Below are 15,975 nucleotides of genomic sequence, written 5' to 3' on the forward strand. Positions count from 1 at the left end.
AATAACCACATTGGAAGATCAGATCACATAAGCTGCAAAAGGTTCAATCGATTTAGGAAACAAGGCCTTACATCTCTGTAAGGACTTGTACTCATTCTAGAGCAATCTGAGAACTAGTTTCTGGCAAAGTAGCTATTCATCACATAGTTATATGAGGTTGTATGATCTGCTAAGACCTGACCTAGTTCCATGCCTTTTTCACAGCGCCAGTCTGACATTATCTCGGCTAGAACCGATGCCCAAGTTGTCACTTTTACGCCTGCTTGAGTCAATCTGTGAATAGACGCCTGCTGAACTATCTTATTCCAGGTGGCCGAAGCATCGATAACCGCATACACATCATAACCTTCTTCGACTGCACTCAAGGCCGGAAACATCAGACATACATCGGTGACGATTCCCGCCATGATGATCTTCTTACGGCCCGTGGCTTCAATAGCTGATTTAAATGCTGAGCTGTGCCAGGCATTGATCTCCCCTTCACGATTGATCACCTTATCACCAAGTATATGGGTGATTTCAGGCATTATCGGGCCATTAGGTCCGTCGGCTAGGCTCGCCGTCACCACCGAAGGTAAGTCTAATGTTTTAGCCATACTACACAGACCCTGAATATTATTCTTAACCACTAACGGGTGCTCATCGGCGCAGCTAACCAATAGGCCTGTCTGGTGATCTATCATGGCAAGTACGGCATTATCCGGCGTTAGCACTTCTGAAAATTTACTCATTTTACTTTCCTTCATCTGAATTATTATCAGAATATGTTAATTAGTACTTTTTAATGCTCGCTAGCGTTGATCGATCACTATGACTTGGGCACTGGTTAACGCCACCAGCGTAAACGCCTCACTTCGCACCAAAGTTCCGGCTTCAAAACGCTCTCCGTTTATCTCAATCTCGCCATCACTGACATACATAAGGCTTACAGTATCTTGTTCGAAGCCATTACCCGTCTCCAAGTTGGCGACGCTTATTCGTGTATGGCTATCGAAGGTTTGTGTTTGTCCCATCTCACCTCCGTAGATACGGGTTAACTCACCGACTTTTGGGGTATATAACTTATAGCCTGCCTTTTCTCCGCTGCGCTCGGGTAGAACCCAGAGCTGTATCATCTGGTTCTCTTCATTGTCAGGATTGACTTCATTATGAGAAAAACCTTCTCCACCCGCTCTCTGCACCTGAGCCTGCCTGGCATTCATCATCTGACCATGTTCAAGGGAGCCTTCATGATTGATACGGCCTTTGACCATCACAGAGATAACATCGACCTCTTTATGCCCATGCATCAAGGTCTCCCCTTTGGGCATAAACCTCGCATCTGCTAGGTAGACAAAATTGCCTAACCCTTCCCATGTCTGAGGGTTACGATTTGGACCGAAGGCTTTCTTGTCCATCACGAGCTGGTGCTCTTTTAATCCGGCAAAACCACCTTCGCGTAAATCTGATGTTGTTAAAATTTCCATCTTGTGACCCCTTATCTTTTCCAGCCCTTAGTGACTGGTGATGGATTAATAATAGCCCTCGAACCAAATGGGATAAACATGACAAAATAGAAACAACTATTCTGTTTTAGGTTACAATTATTGTTGACGAATTTGGCGAGTAACAGAGGAGCGCTGAAGTGCAAAACATTAATGATATGTTGGTATTTTCCGAGGTGATTAAAGCGGGTAGCTTTACCAAGGCTGCCACAGTGCTGAACTTGCCCAAGTCCAACATCAGCCGTAAGCTCACTCGGCTAGAAACGCATCTGGGGGTGCGGCTTATCGAACGCACAACTCGTAGTATTCACCTTACCGAAGTAGGCCAGATATACTTGCAACACTGTCAACGTATTCAGGAAGAAGTTGAATCAGCCGAGTTATGCGTTGACCATTTAGTTGAAAGCCCCAGAGGTCAGCTAAAAATCTGTGTCTCTGTCACCATAGGGCAACAGATAATCAGTAAATATCTGAGTGACTATATTGAACAGTATCCAGATGTGGATGTGAGTCTTGAGCTGACAAATAGGCGTATCGATCTCGTGGAGGAAGGGTTTGATCTGGCTATTCGAATTGGAGAGCTAGAGGACTCTAGTATTATTGCAAAATACTTAGGTCAATTAGAGAGAAAGCTATGCGCAAGCCCATCACTCATAGATAAACATATGTTACCGTTTCACCCCACAGATTTAGCACAACTACCTTGCCTCTTTATGACCAGCGGTATGCCTAAAAATCAATGGCTGTTACGCCAAGCTGATATCCTGGAGCAGATTCAGGTAAAGCCAAAGGTGGAATTGAATGATTTTCTCTCACTGAGCCATCTATGTATTTCAGGTTGTGGCGTGACTATGTTGCCCTCTTACCTGTGTGATGAGGCCATCGATGAAGGAAACTTGTTGCATATACTACCAGACTGGCAGTGCCCTCCTTCGAAAGTTTATGCACTCTACCCCAGCCATAAGAGCATAACGCCTAAAGTCCGCTCTATGTTGAGCTTCTTAGAAAAAGTGTTCAAGCCCTAAGCCCCTATTACAAAGCAAGCTAGTCACGATTAACGAAGAAGCAGTCAAGTCGGTAAACTAGAGACAAAGGTCAAAAGGTTATTGATAGAGGATTACTGGAGAACAGAAATAGAAAAGGTAACCATCAAACGAATAGCGCAATAACACTGCCTATGGATGCCGCGGCTTTTAAATATTTTCCCACAGTGCAGCTACAATCATCTTCTTTGTTTGTCGAGTCACCTATGCCATCAGGCAAGATAGAGTCCAGCGCATCTTCAAACCAAGATGAGTCCTCTTGTTCACTAGGACGATTCGAGTTCAGAGGGCTTGCATTCGCATTCATAGATTGACTGGCTTGAGGAAACTGAGCACTAAGCTGCCTAGCTTCAGATGATAGATGCACTTGTGAAGCTGCAGTTACATGACTAGCCGCTGTTCGCGCCCCTTGGTTACTCGGTGGCAAATTCACTGAATAGTTATTCAGCCCATTAATAGGGGCTCCAACGCTGGTTATGGTCATAATTCCCCCAAGACAATCATAGTACAAGGTCAACAATACTATTTAACATGTTGAACAGCAAAACATTTAACTGATACATCTTGTATCAGCGCTTGGCTGTAAGCCTGTTAAAATCTATAGTCCAGATATATCCCAAACTGATCGAACCCATCTTCTTGTATTTCTAAGTTGTGCCAGTCAAACCTAACATTGACCTTATCTGATAAACGATATTTTACGCCTAAACCTAGGTAAGGAGAGAGTCCATCTTCACTGGTACTATTCGAAATGCTGTTCGACCTGTCCTGTTGCCAACGATAGGCTCCTAAATAAACCTGACTTGAAATTGCTGACGATAACTCGAAGTTATAGCCTAAGCTGACTCCCCAGCCAGTGTATAATTGAGCTTGATAAGATGTATACGTGTAAGGATTATCACTAGCATCAACAAAAGAAAAACTATCTAAGGATAAACCGACTTCAATCGACTCAACTGAGACTTGCCATTTTGGCGTAAATTTATAACCGATCTCTAAAGGGTTACCACCATTGAGTTTCAGATCTAAGGTCAACTTCTGCTGTTGCGAGCTACTCACGTCAGAATTTAGGTATGGAATCGCTCCCAAAATAAACTTATTAACTCTTGCCTCATATACCTCATTTGCTGAGGTCTGAAATATAAATAAGCAACACAACACCCCCAGCCATGCGAAGGGGAAAGAGAGTGATTTTTTACTTGATGATTCTTTGGCTTTACTCTCATTCAAAGCCATATTTCTACGTGGCTGGTTCACTAGAATCAAGCTAAGAACCGAGAGTCCCCGTACAATATAATTATGGCTATCTCTGCTGACTATTGACGTTTTCATGATGCACTCCATTGGCAATATGCAGTTCACTAATACACTGCAATAGCTAAGCCAACTCAGTACTCCACTCTATTTTTCAATCGCTTATTTTGTGTAGAAAAAGTGACAAAATACTTACACTCTATGAAATAAAAAATGCACAACGAGAAGCACAATTAGCTTCTCGTGATTTATAAAAATACAGCTTAATATCAGCACACATTATTAGGGTTGATGCACCGATTGAATAAATCCACGACTAGGTTTAGACGCTAGCTCGATGCCCTTTGTCTGAGACACTAATTTCCAGGCCCGACCTTCACTAAGCTCACCGTTAATATCCACAGCCATAGTCACATCTAAAGATGTTAAATCAGCTAATGTGTCAACAAAGCGCTTTTCAAGCCTTCCTGAGGTTAAGTTGCATCCGTATAGGCTTAATTCGGTCCCTTGGTTGAAATATGTCGCTATTTCGCGCATTAGAGACGCTTGCTCGATAATGTAATAATTATCTATCCATCTGCCAGCAAGCAAAAGTGCGCTGGTAGACGCATGGGATATAATGGATATACGTGACACTCGGCCTGTTTGTTCAATGGCATTTAAAATCTGTTGCAGAGGCTCCTGATTTGGTTGAAGAAAAACAACATTGGGATAACTGACACTCCCTCCTTGCCGTTTGGATCTATCATCAAGTGCTTCGACTAACATTTGGGGATCATGCACCGCTAGATCGATAATAATAAGCTCCCTTTCCAAGTACTCATGCTTCGCCTGTTTCGAGTCATCGACCGCCAACAACGGCAGACAGTAAACAAAGCAGATCGCAATCAAGAAAGCTAAAAAATAGCTATAGCAGCGGCTAAAAAGAGGATTCATAGTCAACTCCAATAATATTGTGTTATCTACTCCTCAATAATGTGCATAGACCATACCAGAAAACTAATTTACTAATTTTCAAAGCCTTATATTTATCCCCAACAATTAGAGTTGGTAATAAATCACAAAATGCACAGCAAAATGCAAAAATGTCACTAAGATTGGAGTTTAGTAGACCTAGCTTAGGAAGCGTACTACCCGATTTCAGATCATCTTAGCTATCTAAATCGTTAAAGTGGTGTGGCCTGATACTCTAATGAAATGACCCAATCACGATTTTTATCTTGTTCATTCACCCAAGTAAAACAATAATTTTGATCTGAGTGAGTATTAAAATAACTGCTTAGACTTGATTGTTTATCCTCATCAAAGGCGAGTAAAACCTCTTCACCTTGGTGATAGTGCACACTAAACGTTGTTATTTCAGCCGATGTGTAATTGAAGCTAACTCTGTATTTTGAGGGGATTGCGACGCATTTTTCGATCATGGTACCCGCCGCTTTTCGTATTAGCAGCTCTACCCGTGAGCTAATTATTTGGCCAGTCTCCATGGCGTGAGTGGCTTCATGGGCATAGCCCTCCCAAGCAGCCATACTACAACACACAGCTCCAGATAAACCTAATAGCGCTAAGCCAGAAACTTTTTTCATAATCATCCCTAATTGTCTTCTAATACCCATTTACTTAAATTTATGTCATAAATCTAAAATAGATATTGCATGCCAGCACCGAGCAAATCGCGGTTAGTATCATCTAGTTCAACATGGCTCCATTGCACTGATAAGCGAATATTTTTAGATAATGCATACTCTAAACCTAGTCCTCCATAGAAAGAATTTCCATCCTGTTCGCTTGTTGCAACCTTCTTAGTATCAATATCATAAGAAGTATAATCTGATCGCCAGCTAAGCAGTCCCCCGTGTAACAACACACTAAAGTCACCGGCAAATTGGTACCTATAACCTAAATTAAGCCCTACTCCCTTTGCCGAGCTAGGGTAAAACTGACTCGCCGTGGCATAAAATGCTTGTGGGTTATCCGTTGCACCTTTAATTCTGACACTCACTTCACCTAAATCGACATACTCCAATGTTGCTGACCAATTAGCGGTAAAAGCATAACCTACGCCTAGCTTCCAACCTGTAGTAGAGGTATCTAATTCAATCACTTCAGCAGTCAACCCAGCATCTGCAAGTAAAGCATTAATATCACTTGCCCCTTCAGATGTTTGAGACTGTCCATATAGACCAGATACAAACCACCCCACCAGCTCATCATTCCCAGATTCATTGTCTACGTCTACGGCTATGGCATTTCGAGAAAATACTGAGACTGAGACTGAGACTGAGACTAAAAAGAACAGGGGAAAATAGGCTAATGATTGCAAATGCTTATACTTGTGACTCAAACGCTGTTTATTAAGTAGCAATATTGTTCTCAAGGTTTTATTTCTAAAGAAGCCGACGACTATCAATAAATACAGGGTAATGGTTTGCATACTTCCTCCAGATGAGGCTCCGCCCCCCTCAGTTAGAATTTCTACTTCAACACTCGTATCAGTTTCTGGAGTTGCAGGCTCTGGCTCCTCTTGGATCAAGCAGCCTGTGATATTAACTGCACCATTAGCCATTTCATCGGCGTCATTAGCACCACCATCCTGAATCACTAGCTGTAAACACCAATCGCCTTGATTAAGCCCCTCTGAATACTCATCCGACCCCGGCGGTGGACAATACCCAGCAGCCCCAGGTGCAGACATAAGCTGGTTATCTCCATTGATTTCAAAAGTAAACCAACCTTTATCATGAATAAAATGACGATAGCCAGGATGCTCAGGCACTGGATTTCGCTGTGGAATTACAATATTCACGACTTGATTATGTTCGGACAGTTCCATCGCTTCAATATTAAACACACCACCAACATCGACGAAGCCCCCGGGCGCTATACCTTGTAAGTTATCTTGAATATCAGAGCCAGCCACTTGTGCCCCTAAGTAAACTCCCGACATGGCATATTGACCTAAACGACAATCGATACCAGATTCACACTCCACCAAATAGGATTCGGTATTGGCGATTCTTTCAGGTAACACATTTCCTGCGCTGATAGGATCTAAGTAATCGGGGATACCGTCGCCATCAGTGTCACCTAATCCCTCGTCAATATCTGAAATACCATCTCCATCAGAGTCCAGTGAAGTCAATACAGGTAAGTGCTCAGAGACTCGCACTCTAAGCTCATTGAAATGGCTCAAATTAGGCTCACCATCATCTGTAACTGTGACCCTCACCGTATAAATCCCCTCAACTAATCCACTGGGATCGAACAACCAAGCCGCTAACTTAGCCCCACTAACTCCTGGTTGAGAGACTTTTTGTATAACACCTTGCCCTTCAACTAGTTGAACCTCCTTAAGTTCACTGTCCGTCAAACTCCAATCCAATGTATGGCTATTTAGGCTATTGGGGTCAGTATAATTAGCCTTAATTTCAACGGTACCATCAACTTGTGCCAACCAAGTTCGCTTCTCGTCAAATTGGTAAGAGGAAAGTTGTATCTCAGGTGCCAGATTATCTAAGGTAATCGTGACATAGTGTTCTTTCTTACTCCCCAAGTTGAATAGATCATCCAGATGGATAGATACCACCTCGTCCTGTTCAATATCAAAAGTACTAAACTCTAATGTCGCTACAATTTGCCCCGGTTCAAATACCACCACTCCACTACTCAGATCATGATGTAGTCCCTCAATTGCACTTCCGGCAATGTTGTAAGCAACCGTTAGAGGGTATTGAGGAGAGAGCCCATTGAGATGGAATGAAACAGAAACTCTATTACCCTGACTAACGATTTGATCTTGAGGTAAAGAGATTAACGGACGAACAAAGATATTCTGTAGCTGCTCACTCATATTTCCGGCGGCATCAATTGCCGTCCACAACACTTGATAACTGCCAGGTTTAAGCAGAGGCTCATCACTTACCAGACTGTGACTTAGATTTTCACAGCAAGGCTGCCTTACACCATCGACATAATCATAAGCTTGAGCTTGTCCTACGCTCACACTCGTAAATAACCCAGTAGCATCTATCCAGATATCATCGGGAATAACGAGTTCAGGCGCGACATCATCCACATAGAGATTACTTCCGGCCTGCCACTCATCAAAATTACTCAAACCATCTCCATCGGCATCTTGCCCGGCATCTGTGGCATCAAATGGGTCTAAACCTAACTCAAGTTCGATAGTATCGGGGATCCCATCACCATCAGAATCAAGCACCTCGACATCAATATAAAAAGGATCTAACACAACCTCTAGGTTGCCATCCGAAGCATAGATAACAATGGGGCCGTAACTACCAACATCGTCATAATCTGGAGTCCCGCTCAAGGTCCCCGTGAGCGGATCAAAACTTGCCCATGTGGGGGACCCGGTAATGGTGAAAAGCAAAGTATCATTATCTACATCTGAACTAATAGGCGTAAATAGATAATCATCACCTTCGACAAGCGTTTCAGGTGAACTCCCCGAAATCTCAGGAGTATCATTAACAGGGGCAATCTCCAAACTAACTGATGCGGCATCAGAGCTCTCACCCTCATCATCACTGACTTGATAACGGAAACTATCACTACCATTGAAATTAGTATCCGGTGTATAGCCCAAGCTGCCATCAGCATTGATCTCCAACGTTCCTGAACTTGGCGCACTTGTTATAACCACGCTACTGACATCCAGAACGCCATCCAGATCCGAATCATTAGCCAAGATATTGATTGTCACAGCACTGTCTTCCTCTAACACAGCATCATCGTCTTGAGCCAGGGGCTTATCATTGATGCTATCTATGCTTATCTCAACATTAGCTTCACTACTCGCGCCATCATTATCTTTAATCAAATAGCTAAAACTGTCTGGCCCATAATAATTATCTTCCGGCGTATATCTCAGCAGTCCACTGGGTAACACCGAGACCGTACCGTACTCCGGCATTAGGGTCACTACTAGGCTTGCTACGACAAGATCACCATCAACATCACTATCATTACCCAGCACATTGATATCATTAACCCCATCTTCAACCAGCTCAGCAACATCATCTTGCAGCCTCGGTGCGTCATTGACAGATGTAATACTCACATTCACATTACCCGGTAAAGAGACTGCGCCTTCACTGTCTTTAATCGTGTAGCTAAAGCTATCATCACCAAAGTAGTCGGCGTTTGGCGTATAGGTCACCTCACCCGTTTCATAGATACTCACTACACCATGAGTCGGTGCACTGAATAACACCACAGAATCCGAATCGATGACTGAGTCAAAATCCGTGTCATTAGCCGTCACCGTCAATTTGATGCTTCCATCTTCATCAAGTGTTGCACTATCTGTTACTGCGACCGGTGCATCATTGATGCCCTGTACATTTAAGGTAACCAGAGTCACCTGGCTCACTGCACCTTCAATATCTGCCACGGTATAGCTAAAACTATCAGGGCCGACATAATTACTATCTGGATAGTAACTTAAGACACCGTCAATATTGGTTAACTGACCATGGAGCGCCGTTTGCACTATCACCACGGAATGAATATCCAGTGATGATTCACCGCTATCATCGATGTCAACGTCATTGACCAGCACAGCAATGTCGAGAATGATATCTTCCTCGACACTGGCAAAATCTGGCTCAGGTCGCGGCGCATCGTTCACTGCACTCACCACTATGGTTACTGAAACTATGTTAGACACGGCGCCATCGCCATCGGACACTCGATAAGTCAGGCTATCGCTGCCATTGAAATCTGCATTGGGGGTTAAGGTCACTACACCATTTTCCACACTGGCACTCATCTGCAGTGGTAGGTCAACCAGCACTGCACTCGCGGGGTTGAGGGCAAACTCGACGTCGGTATCATTAAGCAGCAAGTCAAACTTAAGTGATGTATCCTCCATCATGCTGATAAGATCAGTCTCGGCAACAGGTGCATCATTAACTGCTGTAACATTGAGATAAACGACCGCCTGAGCTTCACCGCCTTGGCCGTCATTTACGCTATATTGAACACTATCACTGCCATTGAAATTAGCATCCGGCGTATAGGTGACGGTGCCGTCATAGTGATTGACTGAGCTGCCATAACTGGCGCTACTTAAAGTAACAGTTAATCCATCATTATCCACATCACTGTCGTTACTCAGCACAGAGAAAGTCACAGAGCCATCCTCGGCGACATTGGCATAATCATCCACCGCCACAGGCTGATCGTTGACGGCATTAACCGTGATAGTTAACTGCGCCTGAACCGTGCCTCCATGACCGTCATCGATTGAATAAGTCAGACTGTCAACACCATTGAAGTCCTGCATTGGCGTGTAACTAATACTGCCATCTAGCCCAACGGTGACATCTCCATTAGCCGGTGATTGTGCCGTCACCACCAATAAGTCATTATCCAGATCGCTGTCATTTGCCAGCACCAGTACCGTCACACTGGTGTCTTCATCCAGGCTCGCCGCATCATTCATCGCAACAGGTTGATCATTAACACCGCTCACCGAAATAGAGAGTACGGCACTGGCACTACCGCCATTACCATCCTCTATGGTGTAAGTCAGATTATCAAACCCATTGAAATTCGCATTCGGCGTGTACTTGACCAGACCTAGCGCAGTCACAGATGCCACACCATTGACGGCAGGTTGCACGGTTACCGTCAAGGTATCGCCATCAATATCACTGTCGTTAGCTAGCACGGGGACTGTAACACTCATGTCTTCATCGAGAGTCGCACTGTCATTAACTGCCACAGGGGCATCATTGACGCCATTTACCGTCACACTCAAGAGCGCAGAATCTTGGCCACCATGGCCATCGTCTATGGTGTAGATCATGGTATCACTGCCATTGAAATCAGCATCCGGCACATAGGTGATACTGCCATTAGCCTCGACGCTGGCTTGGCCATGACTCGGCTGAGCGATTGAAACAGTTAAAGGATGGTTTTCAATATCAGTGTCGTTATCAAGCACTGCATAAGTGAGGCTAGAATCCTCATCCAGTGACATAGAGTCATCTTGAGCGTCAGGCCCATCATTAACCGATGTGACTTGAATATTAACGAGAGCAGATTCTGATACACCGGCTTCATCATCACTGACTCGATAACTGAAGCTATCGCTACCATTGAAATTAGCATCCGGCGTGTAACGCACGCTGCCATCGGCATTAACTTCCAGAGTTCCTGAAGTAGGCGAACTAGTGATCACCACACTGCTTACATCCAACACTCCATCTAAGTCAGTATCATTCGCCAAAATATCGAGTGTGATCTGGCTATCTTCATCCAACACAGCCCCATCATCTTGGGCCAAGGGATGATCGTTGATGCTATCGATACCGATCTGAACATTCGCTGCGCTGCCGACACCGTCATTGTCCTTAATGAGATAACTAAAATTATCTGAACCATAATAGTTTTCATCAGGAGCGTATCTTAACAATCCTCCCGGCAGTACTGAGACAACGCCATGCTCCGGCATAACCGTCACCATCAGGCTATCTATGATTAACTCACCATCAATATCTGTGTCGTTACCCAGCACATTGATGTCATTGACGCCATCTTCCATAAGTTGAGCGATATCATCCTGCAGCCTGGGGGCATCGTTGATAGAAGCAATACTCACACTCACATTGCCCGGCAAGGACACTGCATCGTCACTGTCCTTGACCGTGTAGCTGAAGCTATCATAGCCAAAATAATCGGCATTTGGCGTGTAAGTGACCTCTCCCGTTCCTGAAATACTCACCACGCCATGAGTTGGTGCGCTAAATAAATTCACTGACTCAGGCACTATCTGTGAGTCTATGTCGGTGTCATTCGCCGTCACATTGAAGCTTATACTTTGGTCTTCGTCAGCTGTCAGGCTATCGCTCACGGCTACAGGCGCGTCATTGATGCCTTGCACATTTATAGTAACCAGAGCGGCCAGACTCACTGCCCCCAGTGTGTCCGCCACGGTATAGCTGAAACTGTCCGGGCCAACATAGTTAGTATCGGACTGGTAACTTAACACTCCTCCCACATAAGCTAGTTGACCATGAAGTGGTGCCTGTACGAATGCCACGGAATGAATATCCAGAGAGGACTCGTCAGCATCATCGATATCTATATCATTGGCCAAGATGTCGATATCTGAGCTCACATCTTCATCAACACTGAAAAAATCGGGCTCTGGTCTAGGTGCATCATTCACCGCCGCCACCACTATCGTCACTGACACTATGTTAGACACTGCACCGTCACCATCTGACACTCGATAAGTCAGGCTATCGCTACCGTAAAAGTCAGCATTGGGGGTTAAGGTCACCACACCATTTTCCACACTGGTCTCCATATGCAGTGGCAGGTCAATCAACACAGTACTCGCAGGATTGAGGGCAAACTCGACATCAGTGTCATTGAGCAACAAGTCAAACTGAAGTAACGTATCTTCCTCCATGCTGATAAAGTCAGCCTCGGCCACGGGAGCATCGTTGACCGCAGTAACATTGAGGTAAATTACCGCCTGAGCTTCACCGCCTTGGCCGTCACTCACGCTGTATTGCACACTATCGCTGCCATTGAAATTGGCATCCGGCGTGTAGCTAACACTGCCGTCATAATGATTGACTGTGCTACCATGACTGGCGGTGTTTAGGGCCACTGTTAACCCATCATTATCCACATCACTGTCGTTACTCAGCACAGAGAAAGTCACAGAACCATCCTCGGCGACATTGGCATAATCATCCACCGCCACAGGCTGATCGTTGACGGCATTAACCGTGATAGTTAACTGCGCCTGAGCCGTGCCTCCATGACCGTCATCGATTGAATAAGTCAGACTGTCAACACCATTGAAGTCCTGCATTGGCGTGTAACTAATACTGCCATCTAGCCCAACGGTGACATCTCCATTAGCCGGTGATTGTGCCGTCACCACCAATAAGTCATTATCCAGATCGCTGTCATTTGCCAGCACCAGTACCGTCACACTGGTGTCTTCATCCAGGCTCGCCGCATCATTCATCGCAACAGGTTGATCATTAACACCGCTCACCGAAATAGAGAGTACGGCACTGGCACTACCGCCATTACCATCCTCTATGGTGTAAGTGAGATTATCAGCCCCATTGAAATTCGCATTCGGTGTGTACTGGACCAGACCTAGCGCCGTCACTGATGCCACGCCATTGACGGCAGGTTGCACGGTTACCGTCAGGATATCGCCATCAATATCGCTGTCGTTAGCTAGCACGGGGACTGTAACACTCATGTCTTCATCGAGAGTCGCACTGTCATTGACAGCTATAGGAGCATCATTGACGGGTCTGACCGTGATAGCCACGGTAGCCGTTGACTCGCCGCCATTACCATCACTAATACTGTAAGTGATCTGATCTTGGCCGAAGTAATTTAATGCAGGGGCGTAAGTTAGGCTCTGGTCTCCATTGACTGTTGTGCTCCCATGAAGAGATTGATGGGAGGTCACAACCAGTGGGTCGTTTTCTGGATCGCTATCATTTGTCAGCACGGAAATTGAAATGCTCTGATCTTCATCTAGTTCAGCAGAGTCATTACTCGCGACAGGCAGATCATTAACGCTCAATACCGTCACAGTAACATTGGCGGTATCGCTGCCACCGATCCCATCATTAATGGTATAGCTAAATAAATCTGTGCCATAAAACTGCGCATCGGGTGTATAGGTCACTGTATTATTAACCAGGCTTAGCAGTCCATGGCTTGGAGTTGTGAGTGTCATATTTAACGCGTTACCGTCAGGCTCACTGTCGTTACCCAGCACATCCAGCACTGAACTTGTATCTTCATTTATGCTGAAAAGGTCATCTACTGCAACAGGATTACCATTGACAGTCACTAAAATATTGGCACCAGCAACTGAACCAATCCCATCAGAAATTACATAAGAAACAGTGTCTAACCCACTAAAGTTTGCGTTCGGTGTATAAGAGATGGTGTTGTCACCATTGAGCACTACAGTGCCATTAGGAGCATTAAATTGGGTAATGGTTAACGGATCGCCATCGGGATCTGAATCATTCGCCAACACATCGATTATCACCGTCTGCCCTTGCTGGGTAAATGCCGTATCATCTTGAGCAATTGGAGCCTCATTGACGATAACTAAGTTAACTGAAGCCTCGGAGGTGATGCCATTGCTATCTTTGGCACTAAAAATCACCGCATAGGCCTTACCTAACATCTCATCGGAGGGCGTAAAGATCACCTCAATTACGCTTGTCCCGGTTACAGGATCTTGGCTTATTATGCTAGTGCTCCATATTGCCGGATCCGTCGACGGTGGATTTAATACACTGAGTATTGGCACATCAGGATCGCCATTCTCATCGACATCGGTGGCCGAAATTGTAAAGGTGGTTGTTTGATGTAGCTGGATATATTGTGTTGCGGTGATCTCAGGGCCAGGATTGAAACCTGGTGAAGCATTATCGGGATCGCTGATGATAAACACAAAATCCAGTGGCGCCTTGGATTTTACCGCGCCATTAATGTCCAGATCTTCCAAGACTATGGCAGCCTGCCAACGGTTACTCGTTACTGTGCTCGGATTAGCATGATCCGTATAGGTAACAAGATCGCCATTTGCCAGATCCGCAGCTAGATCCCAGGTAATTAAACCTTCAGAAGAGAGCTGCATTCCCGTCGGTATACTTACCTGTGCATTACTGCTGCCTGAATAAAATTCTCTTTTTTCCCCCCAGCGATACCTAATTTCATCGCCATCTTGATCTACTCCAGAGACTTGCATAGTGAACAAGTGATCGTCTCGAACATAAACTAACGCCGAAACAGCCGTCACGGGAGATGCATTGGTAACCTCACCATTAACGACTGAGGTGGTGAGTTCACCGCGCCAATAAGAGTTATCCTGACTTCTAGCTGGACTTCTGGCATAAGAATTCCAGGACAGAGTGTAATCACCATCAGCCTGATATTGATGCACTATGCCTGGCTCATAGCCATTAGCACCTTGGCTGACAATTTCAACTAACGAATCATTAGTGGCACTGTCTTTTGACAGTAGTTGTACACAAATGTTGCTTTGGCCTTGGCCGTCTCCCCATGAGAAACCAGCCAGATAATTCATCTCACAGTTTACTGTGCCTACTGAGGAGTTAACCAACTTAGTCATGATGTAGTGATCTAAAGTGTAGCCAATCTGCACCTTGAGGCGAACCTTACCACTCTCCCCCGCTATAGGCTCGACCGCCATGGTACCGTAACGAAAGTGATTCAGTGTGGAGGAGTAGGAAGTTGGAAGCGCTTCAGAAAATAAAGAGCGAGAATCTATGTTTCCCACCTGATACTCCAGCTCCCAGTTGTGACCTTGTTTAACTCCCCCAGTCGTATCTGTAGAGGCTGCGACATCCAGCTGAGTTAACTCCGCCACTCTGTTTATAAAGCTTTTACCCGATACACCTGACGCTAAATTACAGCCATATAGTTTGAGATCGGCTCCCTGTTTCAGGCTAGCACCAATCTCATTCATCATAGGTTCATGCTGATTTATATAATCCTTATCGATCCATTTTCCCGACAGGAAGAGCGCACCATTAGACGCATGGGAAACAATAGATACTTGAGATAAATTAGGCGTAATTTTAATCGCGTTTCTTATCTGCTGTAAGGGCTCAAGTTCAGGCCTAAGGAAGACAATTTCAGTTTTATTTTTCAAACCTAAATGCTGGGTAAATTTGGCATTTAGGGCTTGATAAAGCATGTGAGGGTCATGAACTGCGGGATCTATGACTATCAGCTCAGTCTCAGGGATATCAACTAATAAATACCCAGTTTCATTTTCCGTCGCTTTTGCCTGTTGCACAGTCAAAAGACAAGTAATAAGTAGCAGAAAGCTACTCAAATAAGTGGCATCATCATGTCCTTTAGAAACAAGTTTAGAAATAAACTTAAAGAGATTATGTTTGCCTGAAAATAATGGCGAGAAAAATCTGCTAACCCATCTAGTTAGCAGGAGGAACCATGGATATTTGAGATCAAGTTTCATCGCTCACTCCAAGTTAAAGAGTATTCAATTCAACTTGGATGCATAGAGCAGGCCACTTTTTACTTATCTGTTTTTAAAGGAATTATATCATTTAAAATACAAGGTTCACTTCTATTCCGACAAACTGCATAGCAAAATGCGAAGTCAAAATTGATAC

At 44.7% G+C, this 15,975-nt stretch carries 8 protein-coding genes; 1 reads left to right on the forward strand and 7 read right to left on the reverse strand.

Going from position 1 to position 15,975, the window contains the following annotated elements; genetic code table 11:
• Positions 1–113 precede the first annotated feature (113 nt).
• Positions 114–731, reverse strand: a complete 618-nt coding sequence (locus tag sps_RS24560; RefSeq protein WP_077754914.1) for an isochorismatase family protein — start codon at positions 729–731, stop codon at positions 114–116.
• 60 nt (positions 732–791) lie between these two features.
• Complete coding sequence (locus sps_RS24565; RefSeq protein ID WP_077754915.1) at positions 792–1,466, reverse strand: pirin family protein; 675 nt, start codon at positions 1,464–1,466, stop codon at positions 792–794.
• A gap of 158 nt (positions 1,467–1,624) precedes the next feature.
• On the opposite strand from sps_RS24565, the gene sps_RS24570 reads away from it, so the two are divergent.
• On the forward strand, positions 1,625–2,509 hold the full coding sequence (locus sps_RS24570; RefSeq protein ID WP_077754916.1) for a LysR family transcriptional regulator: 885 nt from the start codon (positions 1,625–1,627) through the stop codon (positions 2,507–2,509).
• A 124-nt stretch (positions 2,510–2,633) separates the two neighbouring features.
• Here the strand turns inward: sps_RS24570 and sps_RS24575 are convergent, their stop codons facing one another.
• From sps_RS24575 to sps_RS28360, 5 genes are all read right to left on the reverse strand, one after another.
• Positions 2,634–3,011 (reverse strand): hypothetical protein, encoded by a 378-nt coding sequence (locus tag sps_RS24575; protein WP_077754917.1) that lies wholly within the window; start codon positions 3,009–3,011, stop codon positions 2,634–2,636.
• 107 nt (positions 3,012–3,118) lie between these two features.
• Complete coding sequence (locus sps_RS24580; protein WP_169915932.1) at positions 3,119–3,859, reverse strand: outer membrane beta-barrel protein; 741 nt, start codon at positions 3,857–3,859, stop codon at positions 3,119–3,121.
• Between the two features lie 204 nt (positions 3,860–4,063).
• Positions 4,064–4,717 carry a DUF4347 domain-containing protein gene (locus tag sps_RS24585; protein WP_077754919.1) on the reverse strand — a complete coding sequence of 218 codons (654 nt, stop codon included), beginning with the start codon at positions 4,715–4,717 and terminating at the stop codon, positions 4,064–4,066.
• Positions 4,718–4,947: 230 nt separating this feature from the next.
• Positions 4,948–5,367 (reverse strand): hypothetical protein, encoded by a 420-nt coding sequence (locus sps_RS24590; protein ID WP_077754920.1) that lies wholly within the window; start codon positions 5,365–5,367, stop codon positions 4,948–4,950.
• Between the two features lie 53 nt (positions 5,368–5,420).
• Positions 5,421–15,818, reverse strand: coding sequence for an Ig-like domain-containing protein (locus sps_RS28360; protein WP_149027355.1), 10,398 nt, complete (start codon positions 15,816–15,818; stop codon positions 5,421–5,423).
• Positions 15,819–15,975: the final 157 nt, after the last annotated feature.

The organism is Shewanella psychrophila (assembly GCF_002005305.1).
Classification (GTDB): domain Bacteria; phylum Pseudomonadota; class Gammaproteobacteria; order Enterobacterales; family Shewanellaceae; genus Shewanella; species Shewanella psychrophila.